This is a genomic window from Paracoccus pantotrophus (genome assembly GCF_008824185.1).
GTDB lineage: Bacteria > Pseudomonadota > Alphaproteobacteria > Rhodobacterales > Rhodobacteraceae > Paracoccus > Paracoccus pantotrophus.
This window is the reverse complement of record NZ_CP044426.1, coordinates 1,594,288-1,616,044: the sequence shown is the minus strand read 5'-3', so window position 1 is coordinate 1,616,044 and position 21,757 is coordinate 1,594,288. Positions and strand designations below refer to the sequence as shown.

General features: G+C 68.0%; 19 protein-coding genes and 1 pseudogene. 13 read left to right on the top strand and 7 right to left on the bottom strand.

Annotated features, from left to right (window positions below):
* The first annotated feature begins 5 nt into the window (after positions 1 to 5).
* From uvrA to ESD82_RS18460, 3 genes are all read left to right on the top strand, one after another.
* Positions 6 to 2,864, top strand: coding sequence for an excinuclease ABC subunit UvrA (uvrA, locus tag ESD82_RS18470; protein ID WP_147427663.1), 2,859 nt, complete (start codon positions 6 to 8; stop codon positions 2,862 to 2,864).
* 539 nt (positions 2,865 to 3,403) lie between these two features.
* Positions 3,404 to 4,564 carry a Hint domain-containing protein gene (locus tag ESD82_RS22335; protein WP_024843621.1) on the top strand — a complete coding sequence of 387 codons (1,161 nt, stop codon included), beginning with the start codon at positions 3,404 to 3,406 and terminating at the stop codon, positions 4,562 to 4,564.
* Positions 4,565 to 4,671: 107 nt separating this feature from the next.
* Positions 4,672 to 5,241, top strand: a complete 570-nt coding sequence (locus tag ESD82_RS18460) for a hypothetical protein (protein ID WP_024843622.1) — start codon at positions 4,672 to 4,674, stop codon at positions 5,239 to 5,241.
* A 160-nt stretch (positions 5,242 to 5,401) separates the two neighbouring features.
* On the opposite strand, the gene ESD82_RS18455 is transcribed toward ESD82_RS18460, so the two are convergent.
* Complete coding sequence (locus ESD82_RS18455) at positions 5,402 to 5,839, bottom strand: YbgC/FadM family acyl-CoA thioesterase (RefSeq protein WP_147427664.1); 438 nt, start codon at positions 5,837 to 5,839, stop codon at positions 5,402 to 5,404.
* A gap of 608 nt (positions 5,840 to 6,447) precedes the next feature.
* Here ESD82_RS18455 and tolQ point away from each other — a divergent pair.
* The 9 genes from tolQ (at position 6,448) to ESD82_RS18410 (ending at position 15,841) form a co-directional block, all read left to right on the top strand.
* On the top strand, positions 6,448 to 7,143 hold the full coding sequence (gene tolQ / locus ESD82_RS18450) for a protein TolQ (RefSeq protein WP_024843624.1): 696 nt from the start codon (positions 6,448 to 6,450) through the stop codon (positions 7,141 to 7,143).
* 1 nt (position 7,144) lies between these two features.
* A complete protein-coding gene (locus ESD82_RS18445) occupies positions 7,145 to 7,609 on the top strand; it encodes an ExbD/TolR family protein (RefSeq protein WP_024843625.1) in 465 nt (154 codons plus the stop codon).
* A gap of 3 nt (positions 7,610 to 7,612) precedes the next feature.
* On the top strand, positions 7,613 to 9,157 hold the full coding sequence (gene tolA, locus ESD82_RS18440; protein WP_147427665.1) for a cell envelope integrity protein TolA: 1,545 nt from the start codon (positions 7,613 to 7,615) through the stop codon (positions 9,155 to 9,157).
* 76 nt (positions 9,158 to 9,233) lie between these two features.
* A complete protein-coding gene (gene tolB, locus ESD82_RS18435; protein WP_028710097.1) occupies positions 9,234 to 10,544 on the top strand; it encodes a Tol-Pal system beta propeller repeat protein TolB in 1,311 nt (436 codons plus the stop codon).
* A gap of 22 nt (positions 10,545 to 10,566) precedes the next feature.
* Positions 10,567 to 11,076 (top strand): peptidoglycan-associated lipoprotein Pal, encoded by a 510-nt coding sequence (gene pal, locus ESD82_RS18430; RefSeq protein ID WP_024843628.1) that lies wholly within the window; start codon positions 10,567 to 10,569, stop codon positions 11,074 to 11,076.
* Positions 11,076 to 11,996, top strand: a complete 921-nt coding sequence (locus ESD82_RS18425) for a tol-pal system YbgF family protein (RefSeq protein ID WP_024843629.1) — start codon at positions 11,076 to 11,078, stop codon at positions 11,994 to 11,996. Before pal ends, ESD82_RS18425 begins: the two co-directional genes overlap by 1 nt.
* On the top strand, positions 11,986 to 13,215 hold the full coding sequence (gene tilS / locus ESD82_RS18420) for a tRNA lysidine(34) synthetase TilS (RefSeq protein WP_024843630.1): 1,230 nt from the start codon (positions 11,986 to 11,988) through the stop codon (positions 13,213 to 13,215). Before ESD82_RS18425 ends, tilS begins: the two co-directional genes overlap by 11 nt.
* Positions 13,216 to 13,275: 60 nt before the next feature.
* On the top strand, positions 13,276 to 15,174 hold the full coding sequence (gene ftsH, locus ESD82_RS18415; RefSeq protein ID WP_024843631.1) for an ATP-dependent zinc metalloprotease FtsH: 1,899 nt from the start codon (positions 13,276 to 13,278) through the stop codon (positions 15,172 to 15,174).
* A gap of 349 nt (positions 15,175 to 15,523) precedes the next feature.
* A complete protein-coding gene (locus tag ESD82_RS18410) occupies positions 15,524 to 15,841 on the top strand; it encodes a chorismate mutase (RefSeq protein ID WP_147427666.1) in 318 nt (105 codons plus the stop codon).
* A 9-nt stretch (positions 15,842 to 15,850) separates the two neighbouring features.
* On the opposite strand, the gene ESD82_RS18405 is transcribed toward ESD82_RS18410, so the two are convergent.
* Positions 15,851 to 16,608 (bottom strand): IS5-like element IS1248A family transposase gene (locus tag ESD82_RS18405; protein ID WP_114669439.1). Its coding sequence is split into 2 segments (ribosomal slippage): positions 15,851 to 16,287 and positions 16,287 to 16,608, totalling 759 coding nucleotides; the frame shifts between segments, so codons are not numbered across the junction.
* Between the two features lie 141 nt (positions 16,609 to 16,749).
* Between ESD82_RS18405 and ESD82_RS18400 the strand changes: the two are divergent.
* A pseudogene (locus ESD82_RS18400) lies at positions 16,750 to 17,742 on the top strand (IS630 family transposase).
* Positions 17,743 to 18,267: 525 nt separating this feature from the next.
* On the opposite strand, the gene ESD82_RS18395 reads toward ESD82_RS18400, so the two are convergent.
* Genes ESD82_RS18395 through ruvC form a run of 5 tightly spaced genes read right to left on the bottom strand, consistent with a single transcriptional unit; the run spans position 18,268 to position 21,749 of the window.
* Complete coding sequence (locus tag ESD82_RS18395) at positions 18,268 to 18,678, bottom strand: PaaI family thioesterase (RefSeq protein WP_024846095.1); 411 nt, start codon at positions 18,676 to 18,678, stop codon at positions 18,268 to 18,270.
* A complete protein-coding gene (gene ruvB, locus ESD82_RS18390) occupies positions 18,671 to 19,696 on the bottom strand; it encodes a Holliday junction branch migration DNA helicase RuvB (RefSeq protein WP_024846094.1) in 1,026 nt (341 codons plus the stop codon). Before ruvB ends, ESD82_RS18395 begins: the two co-directional genes overlap by 8 nt.
* Positions 19,693 to 20,568 carry a zinc metalloprotease HtpX gene (gene htpX, locus ESD82_RS18385; RefSeq protein WP_024846093.1) on the bottom strand — a complete coding sequence of 292 codons (876 nt, stop codon included), beginning with the start codon at positions 20,566 to 20,568 and terminating at the stop codon, positions 19,693 to 19,695. Before htpX ends, ruvB begins: the two co-directional genes overlap by 4 nt.
* 4 nt (positions 20,569 to 20,572) lie before the next feature.
* Positions 20,573 to 21,244, bottom strand: a complete 672-nt coding sequence (gene ruvA, locus ESD82_RS18380; RefSeq protein WP_147427667.1) for a Holliday junction branch migration protein RuvA — start codon at positions 21,242 to 21,244, stop codon at positions 20,573 to 20,575.
* Between the two features lie 10 nt (positions 21,245 to 21,254).
* Positions 21,255 to 21,749, bottom strand: coding sequence for a crossover junction endodeoxyribonuclease RuvC (gene ruvC / locus ESD82_RS18375; protein ID WP_024846091.1), 495 nt, complete (start codon positions 21,747 to 21,749; stop codon positions 21,255 to 21,257).
* Positions 21,750 to 21,757: the final 8 nt, after the last annotated feature.

Genomic DNA, 21,757 nt, shown 5'->3' with positions numbered 1-21,757 from the left:
GCGCGATGGAACAGAAGTTCATCGAGGTTCGCGGCGCGCGCGAGCACAATCTGAAGAATGTGGACATGGACATCCCCCGCGATCAGCTGGTGGTGATCACCGGCCTGTCGGGCTCGGGCAAGTCCAGCCTCGCCTTCGACACCATCTATGCCGAGGGGCAGAGGCGCTATGTCGAAAGCCTGTCGGCCTATGCCCGGCAGTTCCTCGACATGATGGGCAAGCCGGATGTCGACCATATCAGCGGCCTGTCGCCGGCGATTTCCATCGAGCAGAAGACGACCTCGAAGAACCCGCGCTCGACCGTCGGCACGGTGACCGAGATCTACGACTACCTGCGGCTGCTGTTCGCCCGCGCCGGCACGCCCTATTCGCCGGCCACCGGCCTGCCCATCGAGGCGCAGCAGGTGCAGGACATGGTGGACCGGGTGATGGAACTGCCCGAGGGCACGCGCGCCTATCTGCTGGCGCCCATCGTCCGCGACCGCAAGGGCGAATACAAGAAGGAGTTCCTGGAGCTGCGCAAGCAGGGCTTCCAACGCGTGAAGGTGAACGGCCAGTTCCACGAGCTGGACGAGCCGCCGACCCTCGACAAGAAATTCCGCCACAATATCGACGTCGTCGTGGACCGCATCGTCGTGCGCGAGGGCATGGAGACGCGGCTGGCCGACAGCTTTCGCACCGCGCTGGACCTGGCCGACGGCATCGCGGTGCTGGAAACCGCGCCCTCCGAAGGTGAAGCCGAGCGCATCACCTTCTCCGAGAATTTCGCCTGCCCGGTCAGCGGCTTCACCATCCCCGAGATCGAGCCGCGGCTGTTTTCCTTCAACGCGCCCTTCGGCGCCTGCCCGGTCTGCGACGGGCTGGGGGTCGAGCTGTTCTTCGATGAGCGGCTGGTGGTGCCCGATTCGGCGCTGTCGGTGGCGCAGGGGGCCATCGCGCCCTGGGCCAGGTCGAAATCGGCCTACCTGACCCAGACCGTCAACGCTCTGGCCAAGTTCTACGGCTTCGACAAGAAGACGCCGTGGAAGGATCTGCCGGACGCGGTGCGCGAGATGTTCCTGCGCGGTTCGGGCCAGGACGAGATCCCGTTCCGCTTCGACGATGCCGGCCGCGTCTATGAGGTCACCCGCCAGTTCGAGGGTGTGATCCCGAACATGGAGCGGCGGCTGCGCGAAAGCGACTCGGCCTGGGTGCGCGAAGAATTCGAGAAATACCAGAACAACCGCCCCTGCGGCGCCTGCGAAGGCTATCGGCTGAAGCCCGAGGCGCTGGCGGTCAGGATCGCCGGCGCGCATATCGGCAATGTCACCGAACTGTCGATCCGCGAGGCGCTGGCCTGGGTCGAGGCGGCGCCGAAGCACCTGACCAAGCAGAAGAACGAGATCGCGGCCGCCATCCTCAAGGAGATCCGCGAGCGACTGGGCTTCCTGGTCAATGTCGGGCTGGACTACCTGACGCTGTCCCGCGCGGCCGGTACGCTTTCCGGTGGCGAAAGCCAACGCATCCGCCTGGCCAGCCAGATCGGCTCGGGGCTGACCGGGGTGCTTTACGTGCTGGACGAGCCCTCGATCGGGTTGCATCAGCGCGACAACGACCGGCTGCTCTCGACGCTGAAGGGGCTGCGCGACCAGGGCAATTCCGTCGTGGTGGTCGAGCATGACGAGGATGCGATCCGCCATGCCGACTATGTCTTCGACATGGGGCCGGGCGCGGGCGTGCATGGCGGCCAGGTCGTCGCCCGCGGCACCCCGGCCGAGATCGCCGCCGATCCCTGCAGCCTGACCGGGCAATACCTGTCCGGCGCGCGCGAGATCACCGTGCCGTCGGAACGCCGCAAGGGCAATGGCAAGGCGGTGAAGGTGGTCGGCGCCACCGGCAACAACCTCAAGAACGTCACCGCCGAATTCCCGCTGGGCAAGTTCGTCTGCGTCACCGGCGTCTCGGGCGGCGGCAAGTCGACGCTGACCATCGAGACCCTGTTCAAGACCGCCAGCCTGCGGCTGAACGGCGCGCGCCAGACCCCGGCCCCCTGCGAGACGATCAAGGGGCTGGAGCATCTGGACAAGGTGATCGACATCGACCAGCGCCCGATCGGCCGTACGCCGCGGTCCAACCCCGCCACCTATACCGGCGCCTTCACCCCGATCCGCGACTGGTTCGCCGGCCTGCCCGAGGCCAAGGCGCGCGGCTACAAGCCGGGCCGCTTCAGCTTCAACGTCAAGGGCGGGCGCTGCGAGGCCTGCCAGGGCGACGGCGTCATCAAGATCGAGATGCATTTCCTGCCCGACGTCTATGTCACCTGCGAGACCTGCAAGGGCAGGCGCTACAACCGCGAGACGCTGGAAGTGACCTTCAAGGGCAAGTCCATCGCCGACGTGCTGGACATGACGGTCGAGGACGCGCAGGAGTTTTTCAAGGCCGTGCCCTCGATCCGCGAAAAGATGGATGCGCTGGTCGAGGTGGGGCTGGGCTATATCAAGGTCGGCCAGCAGGCCACCACGCTGTCGGGCGGCGAGGCGCAGCGGGTCAAGCTGTCCAAGGAACTGTCGCGCCGCGCGACCGGCAAGACGCTGTATATCCTCGACGAGCCGACGACGGGGCTGCATTTCGAGGATGTGCGCAAGCTGCTGGAGGTGCTGCATTCCCTGGTCGAGCAGGGCAATACGGTGGTGGTGATCGAACATAACCTGGACGTCATCAAGACCGCCGACTGGATCATCGACATCGGCCCCGAGGGCGGCGACGGCGGCGGCCGCATCGTGGCCACCGGCACGCCCGAAGACGTGGCCGAGGTCGAGGCCAGCCATACCGGCCGCTATCTGGCGCCCATGCTGGACGCGGCACGCAGCCGCGCCGCGGAATAGGCGCGGCGGCAGGCCAGGGGCCGACGGATCGCTGATCGCGATCGCGCAACCGAAGGGTGGTGCGCCCCACGCGCGGGCCATGCGGCCTTGGCGCGGCGGCAAGGGCAAGGGAATGCCGCGGAATCCTTGGCGCCGCCGGTGGGGCGCTGGCCCCTGCCGAGACGAAACTGTCGCGATCCTGCTTCTTGCCGTTGACCGGCCCCGTCCCGCCGGTCAACCGCGACTCCGGTCATGGCAACGGGCGGTGCCGAACGGCCTGCGGATCGGCGCGCGACCGTCCCCTGGCCGGGGCCGCGCCTCGCGCGACCCGAGCGCGGCGATGATCCTCGGCCGGGCCGGTCGAGCAAAAAGCGACCGCCTTGTCTGCTGCCGCTTTTTCGATCTGGTCAAGCGTCGGATTTTCGCATTATCTCCATTTTGACTGCAATGCTCGCATGGCTTGGCTTTCGTCAAGCGGGCTTGGCGCAGAATTTTTACAATGTTTTCACTTGGCAAAGCGCGCTGGGTGAAGCCGGTAACGAACGCAAAAGGAGCGCGAATTGCCTGTTACGACTGTTAACCTGCTGTGGATCGGCAATCGGTCCCTGCTCGATTCCTCCCCTTCCAGCAACATCAGCCAGAACCAGGCCAATGCGATCGACGGCTGGGCGGCCGAGGGTCGCGACGAGATCGCGCCCGTCGCCCTGACCGGCGATTACTTCGGTTCGGGCAGCAACAGAATCTTCAGAACCACCTATCAAGCGGGACTTCTGCAACCCGCCAGCCGGTTCTCCTATACCGACCCGGATGGCAATCGGCAAAGCAACGTCACCCTCAACACCTTTCTCGGCGCCCGCTTTGCCGTGACCGTGCATGACGAGGATGGCAACGCCAGCGTCGTGGAACTGAACGGCGTGCTCATGCAGATGAGCAATGGCGATCTGTTCGTCCGTCCCTCGACGGACACGGCGGCGGCCTGGAGCGTCCATACCCGCATCTCGAAGGTCGAGATCCTGGGCGTGATGCGCTTGTCGGAGGACACGGGCGTCGCCACCATCGGATTCCGCGCCGAGATCTTCGAATCCGAGATCGTCTGTTTCACCCGCGGCACGCTGATCGAATGCGCCGAGGGGCCGCGCCCGGTCGAAAGCCTGCGCATCGGCGATCTGGTGCGGACGCTGGACAACGGGCTGAAGCCGCTGCGCTGGATCGCCTCGTGCCGGCTGGGCCGGGAACTGAAGGCCACGCCCAAGCTGCGCCCGATCCGCATCCGCGCCGGGGCCCTGGGGCAGGGGGTGCCGTCCTCCGACCTGCTGGTCTCGCCGCAGCATCGCATCCTGGTGCGCTCCAGGGTGGCGATGCGGCTGTTCGGGACCGCCGAGGTGCTGGTCGCCGCCAAGCAACTGCTGATGCTGGACGGGGTCGACATCGCGCAGGATCTGGAGGCGGTGGAGTATTTCCACTTTGCCTTCGACCGGCACGAGGTCGTCTTTGCCAACGGGGCCGAGGCGGAATCGCTTTATCCCGGCACACAGGCGCTGAAGGCCATCGGGCGCAGCGCCCGGGAGGAGCTTTTCGCGCTTTTCCCCGATCTGCGCGAGCAGGCGACCCCGCCGGTCGCCGCGCGCGAGATCGTCTCGGGCCGGCAGGGGCGCAGGCTGGCGGTGCGCCATCTGCGCAATGGCCGTCCGCTGGTCGCCGAGGCGGCCAGGCCGCATTGACGGTTCCCGGATCCCGATGCAGGCGCCGCGCCTGCATCGCCCGGTTGCCGGTGGCGCTTTCTTCCGCCCCTGGTGCGGGCTAATGTCGCGCCATGACGCAAAATGCCATGACACCCGAAACCATAGCCGGCCTGTTCACCCGCGACGGGCGCTATCTTTGCGCGCGCTGGGGCCGGCCGGTGGCGCCGGTGATCTTCGGCCTGGCCGATGAAAGCCTGGCGGTGTTTCGCGACGCGACCCGCGCCGTGCTGGCCCATGCCCGCCACCCCATCGCCGAGACCGATCCCGAGATGGGGGCGAACCTGATGACCTTTTTCCTGCGCGACTGGCAGGAGCTGCGGGATCTGCCCGATCTCGATCGGCTGACCGGCCAGCCCGACCTGGCGGCGCGGTTGCAGGGCAGCGATGCCGACCAGTATCGGCTGTTCCGCTTTGACGCCGACGGCGCCATCCGGGCCTGCATCGGTTTCGTGAACATGGGCGGACGGCTGGCCGAGGCCCATCCGGGACAGTTGGCCGAAACCGTCGCCGTGCGGGCCATGCTGAGCTTTGCCTGCGACGTCACGCCCTCGCCGGAACTGGCGGCATTGATCCGGGCCGCCTATGACCCGGTGATGCCGGTCGCGGCGACCGATCCCTCGCATGCGCTGCGGCTGGCCGCACGTTTGCCGCGTTGACGGCCTGCGGACCGTCTTGCGGCAATGATCGGCAATCGCGGGCCGGGTGAACCGGCCTGCCCATGCTTCCCAGCCACCGCACTGGATTCGCAAGATGAATCCGCGAAGCCGATTCGAGCGGCAGGCTCCGGTCGGAAGAAGCGCCGACCCGGAGCCGGCATCAGCCAGGCGTGCCGGGCTCCAGATAGGGCAAGAATGCCTCGACCAGGGCGGGCGGTATTCTCGCGGGTTTCATGGATTTGTTTATATGCGCCAGTTCGATTTCTATCCGGACCAGCACCTGGTTTTCCTTGCGAAAGACATGCCGGATACGAACGCTTGCGCCCCTGATGGAAATCACGGATGAGGTGCAAGCGATCAGATCATCGAGGCAGGCCGGCCTTTGCCAGGCAATATCTGCATTTCGCGCGACGAATTGCTCTCCGTTCGGGCTGACGAGGGGGTATCCCACATGTCTCAGCAGCTCGGAACGGCTTCGCTCGGCAAATTCCAGGTATTTGGAATGATAGACGATGCCGCCTGCATCCGTATCCGCATAGTAAATGCGATAAGTCTGCGTAAATCCGTGGCCATCTTGAGGCGGTGGCTTCAGGTGCATCCCAGGCTTCCTCGTTTTTCCCGGCCTTCGTCATGGCTGTGACGCCCCGGCCGAATACTGTTCCATCCTTTCACAGTCTTATCAAGCCCCTCGGCGGGTTTGCCGGCCGCCTTTCCCAGGGCGTGCGCCCGGATTTGCATGGCGCATGAAATAGTTTCCGGGGAGCGTTCGAATGGGATCGTGCGCCTGCCGATCCGTGCACCATCGGCGCCATTGATATGCGGGCGATTATTGCCCCCGGCCTGCGGCGATATATTCCGGGCCTCTGTTGCGGGGATCCGATGCGGATGCATTTTCGGCGGTCCGCCCGCAATGACGGTGCGAATGCGTCCCGGACCGGGCGGACCCGGTTGCTGGCGGGGCTGGCCATGTGTCCCGATGGCCGCCCATCCCCCGCCGCGGATCTCGCCGCGGTCGAATCGCCGCTTCCGGGCGGCCCGGCTTGCGCCCGGTGCCCTCTGCCGGGCCTCGGCGCGGCGCCAGGCCCGCGTTCTCGCGGGCAATTGACGCAGAATTGACGCGCGGCGGGGTTGCTCCGCTGGGCGGTTCTGCTAACTCCGGCGCAGCAGAAGCCGCATCCCAGCGGCCCAAAGGACAGGCCGAATTTCATGGAACAACTCGCCGGAGCCGGGCAGCCGGTCGATTTCTCGCTCATCGCGCTGTTCGCGCGCGCCTCGCTGACGGTGCAGATCGTCATGGTGATCCTGATCCTGGCCTCGTTCTGGGCCTGGGCGATCATCATCCAGAAGTTCATCGCCTTCAACGCCGCCCGGCGCGAAGCAGACCGCTTCGACCGCGCCTTCTGGTCGGGCCAGCCGCTGGACGACCTGTACGACCGCATCGGCGAGACGCCCTCGGGCCCGGCCGAGCGCATCTTTTCCGCGGGCATGGCCGAATGGCGGCGCAGCCATCGCGACGACGGCAACCTGATCGCCGGCGTCACCGCGCGCATCGACCGGGCCATGAACGTCACCATCAACCGCGAGAACGACCGCCTGACCCGCGGCCTGCCCTTCCTGGCCACGGTGGGCTCGACCGCGCCCTTCATCGGCCTGTTCGGCACGGTCTGGGGCATCAAGACCGCCTTCGAGGAGATCGCGATCTCGCAGAACACCTCGCTGGCCGTGGTGGCGCCGGGCATCGCCGAGGCGCTGGTGGCGACCGCGCTTGGCCTGCTTGCGGCGATTCCGGCGGTGATCTTCTACAACAAGCTCAGCTCGGATGCCGACCGCATCACCGGGGGATACGAGACCTTCGCCGACGAATTCTCTACCATCCTCTCTCGCCAGTTGGACGACGAATAAGATGGGGGCCGGGGTCGTCAAACGCAGCCGCAACGGCAAGGGCCGCGCCCGCAGCCAGCCGATGGCGGAAATCAACGTCACGCCTTTCGTGGACGTGATGCTGGTGCTGTTGATCATCTTCATGGTGGCGGCGCCGCTTCTGACCGTGGGCGTGCCCTTGGAGCTGCCCAAGACCGCCGCCCAGGCCGTGCCCGCCGAGCCCGAGGAGCCGCTGAGCGTCTCGGTCACGCCCGATGGGCCGATCCTGGTCATGACCACCGAAGTCCCCGAGGCCGAGCTTGTCACCCGGCTGCGCGCCGTCGCGGCCGAGCGGCAGAGCGACAAGATCTACCTGCGCGCCGACGGCGCCATCCCCTATGCCCGGATCATGGAGGTGATGGGGGCGCTGAACGCGGCCGGCTTCAACAACATCGTCCTCGTGACCGAGGCCGGCGGGCCGCGCATGGACGCGGGATCGGACGGCTAAGCCATGGACCGGGCGGAACGCATCGGCTTCTGGATTTCGGGCATCGGCCATGCCGGGCTGCTGGGCGCGGCGCTGGTCGGCGGCGCGCTGTTCCGGCCGCAGCCGCTGGAGGCGGTGCGCATGGCCGAGGTCGCGACCATGTCCGAGGCCGAGTTCCAGTCGCTGGCCGCCGCCGCTGCCGGGCGCGGGCCGGTCTCCGATGCCGCCGCGACCACGCCGGCCCAGCCGCGCCCGCCTGCTGACGAAAACCGGCTGGGCGAGGTCGAGGCGGTCAGTCCGCCCGCCCCCGATGCGCAGGCGGCAAGGCTGTCCACGCCCCCCTCGCGGCCCGAGGCGCGGCCGGACCTGTCGGATTTCCAGACCCCGAACCGGCCCGTTGCCGTGGCGACCGATGCGCCGCGTCCCGCCGAGCCCGAGAACACCGTCGAGTTGGCGGCATTGCCGCAGAACTCTGACCGCCCCGATCCGGCGCGCAACCCCGCGCAGCCGCAATCGCCGGCGCCGATCCCGCAGCGTTCGGCGCTGGCCCCGGTCGAATCGGCGCGTCCCCGCGGCCGCCCCGAGGGGCTGGCCGAGGCCGTGCAGGCCCGCCGCGAGGCGGCCGCGGCGGCGCGCCAGCGCGAGGAGCTGCTAGCCCGGCAGCAGGCCGAGGCCGCTGCCGAGCGCGCCTCTGCCGCCAAGGCCGAGGAGGCCGCCGCCCGCCGCGCCGCCGAGGAGCGTGCCCGCGAGGAGCGTCGCGAGGCCGAGCGCCGGCAGGCCGAGGCGGAAGCGGCCCGCAAGGCCGAAGAGGCCGAGGCGCGTGCCCGCCGCCTTGCCGCGGCTGAAGCGGCTGAAAAGGTGGCTGCGGAACAGGCCGCGGCCGAGAAGCGTGCCGCCGAGCGCAAGGCCGAGGCCGAACGCCGCGCCGCAGCCGAGAAAGCGGCTGCCGAAAAGGTCGCCGCTGAGAAGGCCGCCGCTGAGAAGGCGGCCGCCGAGAAGGCCGAAGCCGAACGGAAGGCCGCCGAGGCCAAGGCCCGCAAGGAAGCCGAGGAAAAGGCCGCCGCCGAACGCGCCGCCGCCGAGAAGAAGGCCGCCGAAAAGGCTGCCGCCGAAGCCAAGGCCCGCGAGCAAGCCGAGGCCGAGCGCAAGGCCGCCGAGGCGGCCAAGCAGGCCGCGCTGGCCGAGGCGATGCAGGACCAGGGCTCGGCCGGCTCGGGCGGCGGCGGGGCGGCGGCCAGCGGGCCTCCGCTGAGCCAGGGCGAGAAGGACGGTTTCCGCGTCGCCGTCGAGCAATGCTGGAACCGCGGCTCGCTCTCGACCGAGGCCAGCCGGACCACGGTTTCGGTGCAGTTCTCGATGGCGCCGGACGGGACGGTGGAAAAGGGCTCGCTGCGCATGATCGGCCATGACGGCAGCTCGGACGCGGCGGCGAAACAGGCCTATGAGGCGGCGCGCCGGGCGATCCTGATGTGCGAGCGCGGCGGCTACAAGCTGCCGCCGGAGAAATACAACCGCTGGAAGGATGTCATCATCGACTTCAACGCCAGCGGCAGCGCGCGGGTCCAGTGACATGGCATCCCGGCGCGCAACACTCTATCCTGCAACCAAGACCTTACGAGGGCGATTCATGTTGCGACAATTCCTGATGACTTCCGTGATGGCCCTTGCGGGTCTGGGGCTGGCCGCGCCGGTCCTGGCGCAGGACGGGCCGCTGCGGATCGAGATCACCGACGGGGTGATCGAGCCGATGCCCTTCGCCATCGCCCGCTTCCACGACGAGGGCGGCGCCGGCGAATACCTGGCGCAGGTGCAGAACCTGATCGCCGCCGACCTGACCGGCACCGGCCTTTTCCGCGAGATCCCGGCCAGCGCCCATATCGCGCGCCCCGAAAGCTTTGACGCGCCCGTCTCCTACGAGGACTGGAAGGCGATCAACGCCCAGGCGCTGATCACTGGCTCGGTCAAGGTCGAGGGTGGCAAGGTGGTCGTCAAGTTCCGCCTGTTCGACGTCTTTGCCGGCCAGCCGCTGGGCGACGGCATGCAGTTCGACGCCTCGACCGGCAACTGGCGCCGCGCCGCCCACAAGGCCGCCGACCAGGTCTATTCGCGGCTGACGGGCGAGGGGCCGTATTTCGACAGCCGCGTCGCCTTCGTGCAGGAAACCGGCCCCAAGGATGCGCGCCGCAAGCGCATCGGCATCATGGATTACGACGGCGCCAACGTGAAATGGCTGACCGACGATTCGACGCTGGTCCTGAAGCCGCGCTTCTCGCCCGACGGCTCGCGCCTGCTTTACACCAGCTATGCCACCGGCTTTCCGCAGGCGATGATGATGGACGTGAACTCGCTCGCCACCCGCCAGCTGGGCGCGGGCCAGCAGGGCACGATGAGCTTCTCGCCCCGTTTCTCGCCCGATGGGCGGTGGATCGTCTATTCGCTGGAGCAGAACGGCAATACCGACATCTATCAGATGGATGCCGCGACTGGCGCGCAGCGGGCGCTGACCAACGCGCCCTCGATCGAGACCTCGCCCAGCTACAGCCCGGACGGCCGGCAGATCGTCTTTGAATCCGACCGCTCGGGCACGCCGCAGCTGTATATCATGGGGGCGAATGGCGGCGAGCCGAAGCGGATCAGCTTTGGCGAGGGGCGCTATGGCACGCCGGTCTGGTCGCCGCGCGGCGACATGATCGCCTTTACCCGGCAGGTCGGCGGCAAGTTCCACATCGGCGTCATGCGCACCGATGGCTCGGAAGAGAAAATGCTGACGGAATCGTTCCTTGACGAGGGGCCGACTTGGGCCCCCAATGGCCGCGTCGTGATGTTCACGCGGGTGACGCCGGGCGGCGACGGCCAGCCGCGCCTGCATTCGGTGGATATCACGGGGCGCAACATGCGCCCGGTCAAGGTCAATGGCGCAGCCTCGGACCCCGATTGGGGCCCGCTGCTGCCCTGAAGCGCGTGAAATGGACAGGATTATGAAAACTTTCATTAAAATTGCCGCGATCGGCGCCGTTCTCGCGCTGGCGGCCTGCGCCCGGCCGGCGCAGGACATGCAGGTTCGCGATCCCTATGCCGGGGCGGGCGGCCTTGGCGGGGTGGGCGCCAGCGCGCTGCCGGGCACGGCGGAATATTTCAAGGCCAGCGTCGGCGATACCGTCCTGTTTCCGCTCGACCAGTCTACCCTGACGCCCGAGGCGCGGGTGATCCTGGCCAACCAGGCCGGCTGGCTGAACCAGAACCGGGGTTTCTCGGCCGTGATCGAAGGCCATGCCGATGAGCAGGGCACCCGCGAATACAACCTCGCGCTGGGTGCGCGGCGGGCCAATTCGGTGCAAGAATACCTGATCTCGCAAGGCATCGCGCCGGGCCGGCTGCGCACCGTCAGCTATGGCAAGGAACGCCCGCTGGCGATCTGCTCGACCGAGGAATGCTTTACCAAGAACCGCCGCGCCGTGACCGTGGTCAGCCCTGGGGCGGGCATGTGATGGCGGTCCCGGGTTTCAGGGGGCTGCTTCTGGCCGCCGGTTTCGCGCTGGCGGCCTTGCCCGCGGCGGCGCAGGACGCGCGGACCCTGGCCGACATCCGGGCCGAACTGTCCCAGCTTTCGGCCGATCTGCAAAGCCTGCGCGCGCAGCTTGTCGCCTCGGGCCCGGCGGGCTTCGCCGCGGCGGGCGGCGACAGCGCCATCGACCGCATGAACGCGATGGAGGCGCGGTTGGCGCAGCTGACCGGCCAGACCGAGCAATTGCAGAACCGCATCGACCGTATCGTCCGCGACGGCACCACCCGCATCGGCGACATCGAGTTCCGCCTGTGCGAGATGGAAGAGGGCTGCGACCTGGGCAGCCTGACCACGCCGACGCTGGGCGAGCAGGGCGGATCGACGCCCTTGCCGCCTTCGGACCAGCGGGGCGCGTTGACGCAATCCAAGACCCCCTCGGCCGGGGCTGCCGCGACGGCGGCGGAAAAGGCCGATTTCGACCGGGCCCGGGAGGTGCTCGGTCAAGGTGACTTTCACCGCGCTGCGGAACTCTTCGCGGCCATTGCCCAAACCCATGCTGGCGGCCCGCTGACCGCCGAGGCGCTGTTCCTGCGCGGGGCGGCGCTGGATTCCGCAGGCGATCTGGAAGGCGCAGGGATGGCCTGGCTGGAAAGCTTCGCCGCCAATCCGAACGGGCCGCAGGCGGCGGATGCGCTGCTGGGCCTGTCGCGGGCCATGTCGGCCAAGGCCGGCCCGCAGGAAGGCTGCTATTACCTTCAGGAGATCGTCGCCCGCTTTCCCGGCGTTCCGCAGGCCGCCGAGGCCGAGCGGCGCATCGCCGAGACCGGCTGCGACGCCCCGGCCGAGGAACTGGGCGAGGAGCTGGATCCCGAGGCCGCGGCGGATCTGGCGGATGACGGCTGAGCCGGTCGCGGCGCGGGTCCATGCCGCGCTGGATCGCCTGGCCGGCACCCGCTCTGCGCTTGGCATCGCCCTGTCGGGGGGCGGCGATTCCATTGCCCTGATGCATCTGGCTCATGGCTGGGGCGGCGCGCGCCTCATGGCGGCGACGGTCGATCACGGGCTGCGCCCCGGCTCGGCCGAGGAGGCGCAGGCGGCCGGGCAGGCAGCCGCGGCCCTGGGCATTCCCCATGAAACCCTGCGCTGGACCCGTCGGGATGGCGGCAACCTGATGGCCGCCGCGCGCGAGGCGCGGCTGCGCTTGCTGGCCGATTGGGCCGGGCGGAACGGCCTGTCCGCCGTGCTGCTGGGTCATACGCTGGACGATCAGGCCGAGACCTTGCTGATGCGCCTGAACCGCGGCGCCGGCGTGGATGGGCTGTCCGCCATGGCCCCAGCGCGCGAGGCCTTGGGCGTCTTTTGGCTGCGCCCCCTGCTGGAGGTCGGCCGGGCCGAGTTGCGGCAATGGCTCGCGGCGCGCGGGCTCGGCTGGGCCGACGACCCTTCCAACGAGAACGAGGGCTTCGAGCGGGTGCGGGTGCGCAAGACCATCGCCGCGCTGGACCTGCCGATGCGGCAGCTGGCGCAATCGGCGGCGAATCTCGCCATGGCGCGGGAAGCATTGTGCGACTTTGCCTCGCGGGTGGCCGAGGGCGCGCAAAGCCGCGCCGGATCGCTGGCGCTGCCGCTGGACGCCTTTCGCGCCGCGCCGCTGGAGATCCGGCGGCGGCTTCTTGTCGCCGGGCTGCGCTTCGTCTCCTGTGCCGCCTATCCGCCCCGGCGCGAGGCAGTGCTGCACGCGCTGGCGGCCCTGGAAGCCGGTGGCCGGTTGACGCTCGAAGGCGTCATCGCCGAGCCGGGCGGCGGCTTCCTGCGGCTGGTCCGCGAACCGGCCGCCGCCGCCCGCAGCCCCGCCGCCGAAGGGGCTGATGCGATCTGGGATCGGCGCTGGCAAGTCGCCGGCCTGCGCGCCGGCCAGCAGGTGCGCGCCCTTGGCCATGCGCCCCTGCCGGGTCTGGACTGGCGCGGCGCCGGGCTGACGCGGGACGAGGCGGCATCCAGCCCCGGCATCTGGGCGGGCGAGAGGCTGGTCGCCGCGCCGGCGCTGCGCCCGGTGCCGGATTACGGCGCAAAGCCGCTGCGCGGGCTGCCAGAATTCCGCGCCTTGCTCTATACGCATTGAACCTGACGCCGGAATCCCTATTTTCAGGCGGAAGCCTGTTTACCCGCGGAGGACATGCCCTTGGGCAATGCGCGCAATATCGCCTTCTGGGTGGTGCTGTTTCTGATGATCCTGGCCCTGTTCAACCTGTTCAGCGACGGATCGGCCCAGATGAACAGCCGCCAGATCAGCTATTCCGACTTCATCCAGCGGGTGGAAAAGGACGAGATCTCTGCCGTCACCATAGATGGCGAGAATGTCGGCATCACCGACAAGGACGGCAAGCAGTTCGCCACCGTCCGGCCGCAGGGCGAGGAACTCGCGAACCGGCTGATCGACAGGGGCGTCGACGTCAAGGTCGAGCGGCAGCAGCAATCGGGCTTCATGTCGCTCTTGGGCGTCTGGCTGCCCTTCATCCTGCTGATCGGTGTCTGGATCTTCTTCATGAACCGGATGCAGGGCGGCGGCAAGGGCGGGGCCATGGGCTTCGGCAAGTCGCGCGCCAAGCTCTTGACCGAAAAGCACGGCCGCGTGACCTTCGACGACGTGGCCGGCATCGACGAGGCCAAGGAAGAGTTGGAGGAGATCGTCGAATTCCTGCGCAACCCGCAGAAATTCAGCCGCCTGGGCGGCAAGATCCCGAAAGGCGCGCTGCTGGTCGGCCCGCCCGGCACCGGCAAGACGCTGCTCGCCCGCGCCATCGCAGGCGAGGCGGGGGTGCCCTTCTTCACCATCTCCGGCTCGGATTTCGTCGAGATGTTCGTCGGCGTCGGCGCCAGCCGCGTCCGCGACATGTTCGAGCAGGCCAAGAAATCCGCCCCCTGCATCGTCTTCATCGACGAGATTGACGCGGTCGGCCGCGCCCGCGGCGTCGGCATCGGCGGCGGCAATGACGAGCGCGAGCAGACCCTGAACCAGCTGCTGGTGGAAATGGACGGCTTCGATGCCAATGAGGGCGTCATCATCATCGCCGCCACCAACCGCAAGGACGTGCTGGACCCGGCGCTGCTGCGTCCCGGCCGCTTCGACCGCCAGATCTATGTGCCGAACCCCGATATCAAGGGCCGCGAAAAGATCCTCGGCGTGCATTCGCGCAAGGTGCCGGTAGGCCCCGACGTGGACCTGCGCATCATCGCCCGCGGCACGCCGGGCTTTTCCGGCGCCGATCTGATGAACCTGGTGAACGAAGCCGCGCTGATGGCCGCGCGCATCGGCCGACGCTTCGTGACCATGGAGGATTTCGAGAACGCCAAGGACAAGGTCATGCTGGGCGTCGAGCGCCGCAGCATGGTCCTGACCCCCGAGCAGAAGGAAAAGACCGCCTATCACGAGGCCGGCCACGCCATCGTCGGCCTTTCGCTGCCGAAATGCGATCCGGTCTACAAGGCGACGATCATCCCGCGCGGCGGCGCGCTCGGCATGGTGGTGTCGCTGCCCGAGATGGACCGGCTGAACTATCACAAGGACGAGGCCAAGCAGAAGCTCGCCATGACCATGGCCGGCAAGGCGGCCGAGATCATCAAATATGGCGAGGAAGGGGTGTCGAACGGCCCGGCCGGCGACATCCAGCAGGCCAGCCAGCTGGCGCGCGCCATGGTGATGCGCTGGGGCATGTCCGACAAGGTCGGCAACATCGACTATGCCGAGGCGCATGAGGGCTATTCCGGCAATACCGGCGGTTTCTCGGTCTCGGCGGCGACCAAGGAGTTGATCGAGAAGGAGGTCCACGACCTGATCGAGGAAGGCTATCGCGAAGCCTATCGCATCCTGACCGAGAAGCAGGAGGAGTTCGAGCGGCTGGCCAAGGGGCTCCTAGAATACGAGACCCTGACCGGCGAGGATATCGGCCGGGTGATCCGGGGCGAGCCGCTGGGCGGCGACGATGATGCGCCCGGCTCCTCGATCCCCTCGGTCAGCGCGATTCCGCGGGCGGGTGCCGTCAAGCCCACGCCGGATGCGGCTCCCCAGCCGCAGGGGTGATCCGACGATCGATACAGGGAAACCCCCGGCGCCATCGCTCCGGGGGTTTTCATGCGCGCAAGGGCTCGGCCTGAACGCTGCGCGGACGTTCAGGGCGGCAGAAGCGCGGCGGCGCCAAGCGGCAGTCCCGGGCCGAACCCCCAGCTTGGCCCCAGCTTGATCCCGAAGCCCGCCGCCTTCACCCGTTGGCCAGTCGCAATGCGCGGGGCCATGCCTAGGGCTCAATTTGAAGACGCAATCCCGATTCCCGTCGTGCCGTTCCGGGGCTGGCGAAAATCTGTCTATGCCAGCAGCACATTCGCCACAGCTGGGGCTTGCACCGGCGTGCCGGGCAGGGCATGGGTCGGGCATGAGCCGATCCGAACCCGAACTGCCCCCGAATTCCGCCATGCCCGATCTGCGCGCGCGCATCGACGCGCTGGATGCGCGGCTGGTGGCCTTGCTGGCCGAACGCTCGGCGCTGATCGACGAGGCGGCGCGGATCAAGGCGCGCGAGAACCTGCCGGCCCGCATCGACAGCCGCGTCGAGGAGGTCGCCGCCAATGCCCGCCGTCTCGCCGCTGAGCAGGGGCTGGACCCGGATCTGGCCGAGCGGCTGTGGCGCGTGATGATGGAGCATTTCATCGCCCAGGAAGACCGGCTGCTGTCCCAGCCCCGCCGCGACTAGGGTCAGGATTCATAACCAATAAATGACGGTTGCCGCGAGCGCGATGGCCGAGAGGAAGACCTTCGGGCATCTGTCGTATCGGGTTGCCACGCGCCGCCAGTCCTTGAGCCTGCCAAACATGATCTCGATGCGGTTGCGCCGCTTGTATCGGCGCTTGTCGTATTTGACCGGTGTCTTGCGCTGCTTTCGGCCGGGGATGCAGGCTCGTATCCCCTTGTCCTGCAAGGCTTCCCGGAACCAGTCGGCGTCATAGCCGCGATCCCCGAGCAGCCAATCGACCTTTGGGAGGCTGCTGAGCAACGCCCGCGCCCCGATGTAGTCGCTGACCTGCCCTGCGGTGACGAACAGGTCGAGCGGTCGGCCCTGGCTGTCACAGATGGCATGCAGCTTCGTGTTCATGCCGCCCTTGGTCCGGCCGACGAGGCGTCCACGCCCCCCTTTTTCACGGCCAAGCTGGTCGCGGTGCGGTGCGCTTTCAGATAGGTCGCGTCGATCATCACGGTCTTTTCCTCGCCGTGGTCGGCGGCCAGCCCGATCATCATCCTGGCGAAAATGCCTTTCTCGCTCCAACGCTTCCACCGGCTGTAGAGCGTCTTGTGCGGCCCATACTCCCTGGGGGCATCTCGCCAGCGCAAACCATTGCGATTGATGAAGATAATCCCGCTTAGAACACGCTTGTCATCGACGCGTGGCTTGCCGTGCGACTTCGGGAAGAAAGGGGCAAGCTTGGTCATCTGCTCGTCGGTCAGCCAGTACAGGTCGCTCATGTCACCGCTCCGTTTTCCGAGCCGTGAATCACGTAGCACACTGAAAATCAATGCATCCTGACCCTAGAGCAAATTTGACGAACACCGGGTCGCTTTGAGGATTCACGCGATGAACAATGTCTGATTCACTGCTCCTGTGATTTGCCAGGAGGAGATGATGACGAGGAGCCTGAGACGAGGAGCCTGAGCGGAGACCTTCGCGGTCGGGTAATTGCAGCGATCGAAGATGGGGTTTCGACGCGGGAGGCGGCACGACGCTTCCGCATCGGCATCTCGACGGCCGGGGCCTGGTATCGCCGCTATCGCGAGACCGGCGAGATGGAAGCGCGCAAGCAGGGACAGCCGTCGCGCTCGAAGCTTGATACGCACGCGGCCTTCATTCCGGGCCTCATCGAGAAGACACCGGACATCACTCTTGCTGAGATCGGCGAGCGCCTTGCTGGCGAGCGCGGCGTGCGGGTGGCGCCCTCGACGGTCTGGCTGTTTCTTGACCGGCGCGGCATCACATTCAAAAAAAGACGGCCAAAAAAAGACGGCGCATACCTCAGAGCAGCAGCGTCCCGATGTCTTGCGCCGCCGCATAGCCTGGTTCGACGGCCAGCTCGATCTCGATCCCGAGAGGCTCATCTTCATCGATGAGACCGCGGCATCCACGAAGATGGCGCGGCTGCGAGGACGAGCGCCATGTGGCGAGCGATGCCGGGCGCCCATTCCACACGGACATTGGAAGACCACCACCTTTACCGCAGGCCTGCGGCTATCTGGCATGGCGGCACCGATGCTCTGCTCGATGGGCCAATGAACGGACCAGCCTTCCTCGCCTATGCCGAGCAGGTGCTCGCACCAGAGCTGCGCCCCGGTGACGTCGTGGTCATGGATAATCTGCCCGCCCACAAGATCAGCGGCGTGCGCGACGCCATCGAAAAAGTTGGAGCACGGCTCCTGTTCCGCCCGCCATACTCGCCGGACTTCAACCCCATCGAGATGGCTTTCTCCAAGCTCAAGGCACTGCTCAGAAAGGTCGCTGCCAGAACCGTTGACGATCTCTGGTCAGCCGTCGCCGACTGTCTATCCGCCTTCACCCCCGAGGAATGCCGGAACTACTTCGAGCCCGCCGGATATGACCCGGACTAAGTCGAATCCGCGCTAGGTAAAGGCGGCTTGAACCGGATTCCGCCCGCGACTCTTGCGCCGCGCGGCGATGGCGGAGCTGCCGGGGCGCAGCGGCATGCCGCCAGCGGCAGGAATGCTCGGGGACCAATCGCCGAGCTGTCATCGAGACGGACCAGCTCAGAAGATCCGTACCGGCCGATAGGATACCGCTATCCCCTGCACTTCATCGTCGCGTGGCAGGCCTTTGCGATGCCCCGGCCAAAACCCAAAGACCGCCGCAAGCCCCTCCGTCGCTTCGTTCCAAACTGCGGCCGGCGCCTTCGGACACTCGCCGGCGCCGCGATGGGCTGGTAAATGCCCATAGCGCCCGGGATGAAGCTTGCCGGGGGCTTTGCCCCCGCGCGTTCCGCGCTCCCCCAGGATATTTGTCCATGGAAGAAGCCAGGGAACCATCGGTCCGTTCTTCCTTGGATAAATATCCTGCGGGGGTCCGGGGGCGCAAAGCCCCCGGTCGCGGCCTCGACCAGGCCGCGCAAGGCTGCAGGGTCAGACCGGGATCATCGTGCCTTGAAGCATGGCGACATGCTTGCGCGTGCCTTCCGCTTCGGCCCAGACATCGGCTGCGACCACCAGGATGCGGCGGCCGGGGCGGATCACCCTTCCCTCGGCCACCAGCCGGTCGCCGGTGGCAGGCGACATCAGGTTGATCTTCATCTCGACCGTCATCACCTCGGCGTCCTCGGGCATCAAGGTCAGCGCGGCATAGCCCGCGGCCGAATCGCCGATGCTGAAGGCCAGCCCGGCATGGCCGGCGCCATGCTGCTGCAGCGATGTCGGCAGGATCGGCGCGGTGATGGCGATGCGCCCGGGCGCGATGGCGGCAAGCCGGGCGCCCAGGGTGCGCATCATGCTTTGGCGGTCGAAACTGGCGCGGATGCGGCTTTCCAGGTCATTCATCGAACAGGCTCTCCTGGGGGCGGGGGGCATCGAGGCCCAGATGGCGCCAGCCCAGCCGGGCCAGCATGCGGCCGCGCGGGGTGCGGCTGACCAGGCCCTGCTGCATCAGGTAAGGCTCGATCACCTCCTCGATGGAATCGCGGCTTTCCGACAGCGCGGCCGAAAGGGTTTCCACCCCGACCGGGCCACCGCCGTAATGCTCGGCCATCAGCGCCAGGTAGCGGCGGTCGGCCATGTCGAGGCCCAGGTGATCGACGCCAAGCCGGGTCAGGGCGGAATCGGCGATCTGGCGGCTCAGCCTGCCGTCGCCTTCGACCAGCGCGAAATCCACCACCCGGCGCAAGAGCCGGCCGGCGATGCGCGGCGTGCCGCGGGCGCGGCGGGCGATCTCGCGCGTGCCCTCGGGCTCCGAGGGGATACCCATCAACCGGGCGCCGCGGGTCACGATCAGGTCGAGTTCCTCGACGGTATAGAATTGCAGGCGGGTCGGAATGCCGAAGCGGTCGCGCAGGGGCGTGGTCAGCAGGCCGAGCCGGGTGGTGGCGCCGACCAGGGTAAAGGGTTGCAGCTCGATCCGCACCGTGCGAGCGGCGGGGCCCTCGCCGATCACCAGGTCCAGCTCGAAATCCTCCATCGCCGGATAGAGGATCTCCTCGACCGCCGGGTTCATGCGGTGGATCTCGTCGATGAACAGCACGTCGCGGGCTTCCAGATTGGTCAGGATCGCGGCAAGGTCGCCCGCCCGCGCCAGCACCGGGCCGGAGGTCATCTTGAAGTTCACCCCCAGCTCGCGCGCCATGATCTGCGCCAGCGTGGTCTTGCCCAGGCCGGGCGGGCCGTGGAACAGCGTGTGGTCCATCGCCTTGCCGCGCATGCGGGCGCTTTCGATGAAGACGCGCAGGTTCGCCCGCGCCTCGGCCTGGCCGACGAAATCCTCGAGCCGCTGCGGGCGCAGGGCGCGGTCCTCGCCGTCGCTGTCCAGCGGTTCGGGGCGCAGCATGGGGTCGGGCTGGCTCATCGCGCGCCCCAGGGGCCGGCGCCCGTGCCCGAGGCCATGGCTTGCAGCCGGGCGATGCGCTCCTCGGTCGGCGGATGGGTGGCGAAAAGCCGGTCCATGCGCAGCGCGTGCAGCGGGTTCACGATGAACAGGCTGGCCGAGGCGGGGTTCCTTTCGGCCGGGATATTCACCACCTGGCCCGCCGCGCGCGAGATCTTGGCCAGCGCACCGGCCAGCGCCATCGGCCGGCCGCAGATCTCGGCCCCCATCCGGTCGGCCTCGTATTCGCGGGTGCGCGAGATCGCCATCTGCACCAGCCCAGCCGCGAGCGGCGCAAAGATCATCGCCAGGATCGCCGCCAGCCCGCCGCCGCGATTGTCGTCGCGCCCGCCGAACATGCTGGAAAACATCAGCATGTTGCCCAGCATGGCGATGGCGCCGGCCATGGTGGCGGTGACGGTCATGGTCAGCGTGTCGCGATGCTTGATATGCGCCAGTTCATGCGCGATCACCCCGGCCAGTTCGTCGCGGCTCAGCACCCGCATGATGCCTTGCGTCACCGCGACGGCGGCGTTTTCAGGGCTGCGGCCGGTGGCGAAGGCATTCGGCTGCTCGGTTTCCAGGACATAGACCTTGGGCATCGGCAGGCCGGCGCGTTGTGCCAGCGCCGCCACCATGTCCACCAGTTCGGGCGCCTGCTGGCGGGTGACAAGATGCGCGCCCTGCTGGCGCAGCACCATCCTGTCGCTGTTCCACCAGGCGAAGACATTGCCCGCCCCGGCGACGATCAGCGCGATCACCGCGCCGCCCTGGCCGCCGATCAGCCAGCCCATGCCCATGACCAGCGCGGTCAGGGCGGCCATCAGGATGAAGGTGCGCAGGTTTCCGGTCATCGTCTTACTCCTTGGGCGCCAAGAGCCGCAGGGCCGCGCGGATCAACGCCGCGGTCGGCGCGGCGGGTTCCCGTGCCGCGGCCTCGGCCACCGCCGAGGCGGCCTCGGACGGAGCATAGCCCAGATTTCCCAGCGCCGAGAGCGCATCCGCGGTTGCTTGCGCCGAAGATGGCGCCGGATGGGCCGGGGCGGTTGCGGGGGCGGCGGTCTCGACCAGTTCCGCCTCGGGCAGGGGGCCGGGATCGACGGTCAGCGCGCCGCCAAGCGCCATCACCGCCGGGGCCTTGTCCTTCAGCTCCATCGCCACGCGCTGCGCCAGTTTCGGTCCGACGCCGGGGGCCTTGCGCAGCGCCGACCAATCGCCGAGCGCCAGCGCCCGCGACAGCCCGTCCGGCCCCAGCGTGCCCAGGATCGCCAGCGCCACCTTGGCCCCCACCCCCTGCACCGAGGTCAAGAGCCGGTGCCATTCCTTTTCCAGCAGCGTCGGGAAGCCGAAAAGCTGCAGCAGATCCTCGCGCACCAGCAGTTCGGTGTAAAGCGCCACCGCCTGTCCGGCGGGGGGCAGGTGCGCGGCGGTGCGTTCGCTGACATGGACGATATAGCCCACGCCGCGCACGTCGATCAGCACATGGTCCTGTGCCCGATGCAGGATCACCCCGGCAATGCGTCCGATCATTCCTTGTTCCTCACGCGCTGGCCTTGATGCGCAGGGCGCGGCCCTGCAGGTGATGGGCGTGGCAGATCGCGACGGCCAGGGCATCGGCGGCATCCGGCCCCGCGAACTCGACGCCGGGCAGCATGAAGCGGACCATGTGCTGGATCTGCTCCTTGGCGGCATGGCCGACGCCGACCACGGTCTTCTTGACCGCGTTCGGAGCGTATTCGCCGATCTCCAGCCCCGCCTCGGCCGGGGCCAGCAGGGCGATGCCGCGCGCCTGGCCCAGCTTCAGCGTGCCGAGCGCGTCCTTGTTCACGAAGGTCTGCTCGACCGCGGCGGCATCGGGGGCGTGCCGGGCGATCACCGCGCGAAGCCCGCGATAGAGCGCGGCAAGCCGCGGCCCCAGCTCGCCCGCCTCGGAATGGACGATGCCATTGTCGAGGTGCCGCAGGCGCGGCCCCTCGACCGCGATCACGCCCCAGCCCATGTTGCGCAGGCCGGGGTCTATGCCGATGATCTTCATGCCTGTTT

Excerpts from the sequence above, each read along its gene's own strand:
- tolQ (WP_024843624.1), top strand. The coding sequence starts at position 6,448 with ATGGAACAACTCGCCGGAGCCGGGCAGCCGGTCGATTTCTCGCTCATC.
- tilS (WP_024843630.1), top strand. The coding sequence starts at position 11,986 with ATGACGGCTGAGCCGGTCGCGGCGCGGGTCCATGCCGCGCTGGATCGC.
- ESD82_RS18445 (WP_024843625.1), top strand. The coding sequence starts at position 7,145 with ATGGGGGCCGGGGTCGTCAAACGCAGCCGCAACGGCAAGGGCCGCGCC.
- ruvC (WP_024846091.1), bottom strand. The coding sequence starts at position 21,749 with ATGAAGATCATCGGCATAGACCCCGGCCTGCGCAACATGGGCTGGGGC.
- uvrA (WP_147427663.1), top strand. The coding sequence starts at position 6 with ATGGAACAGAAGTTCATCGAGGTTCGCGGCGCGCGCGAGCACAATCTG.
- htpX (WP_024846093.1), bottom strand. The coding sequence starts at position 20,568 with ATGACCGGAAACCTGCGCACCTTCATCCTGATGGCCGCCCTGACCGCG.
- pal (WP_024843628.1), top strand. The coding sequence starts at position 10,567 with ATGAAAACTTTCATTAAAATTGCCGCGATCGGCGCCGTTCTCGCGCTG.
- ruvA (WP_147427667.1), bottom strand. The coding sequence starts at position 21,244 with ATGATCGGACGCATTGCCGGGGTGATCCTGCATCGGGCACAGGACCAT.
- ESD82_RS18455 (WP_147427664.1), bottom strand. The coding sequence starts at position 5,839 with ATGCACCTGAAGCCACCGCCTCAAGATGGCCACGGATTTACGCAGACT.
- tolB (WP_028710097.1), top strand. The coding sequence starts at position 9,234 with ATGACTTCCGTGATGGCCCTTGCGGGTCTGGGGCTGGCCGCGCCGGTC.
- ESD82_RS18410 (WP_147427666.1), top strand. The coding sequence starts at position 15,524 with ATGAGCCGATCCGAACCCGAACTGCCCCCGAATTCCGCCATGCCCGAT.
- ESD82_RS18395 (WP_024846095.1), bottom strand. The coding sequence starts at position 18,678 with ATGAATGACCTGGAAAGCCGCATCCGCGCCAGTTTCGACCGCCAAAGC.
- ESD82_RS18460 (WP_024843622.1), top strand. The coding sequence starts at position 4,672 with ATGACACCCGAAACCATAGCCGGCCTGTTCACCCGCGACGGGCGCTAT.
- tolA (WP_147427665.1), top strand. The coding sequence starts at position 7,613 with ATGGACCGGGCGGAACGCATCGGCTTCTGGATTTCGGGCATCGGCCAT.
- ESD82_RS18425 (WP_024843629.1), top strand. The coding sequence starts at position 11,076 with ATGGCGGTCCCGGGTTTCAGGGGGCTGCTTCTGGCCGCCGGTTTCGCG.
- ruvB (WP_024846094.1), bottom strand. The coding sequence starts at position 19,696 with ATGAGCCAGCCCGACCCCATGCTGCGCCCCGAACCGCTGGACAGCGAC.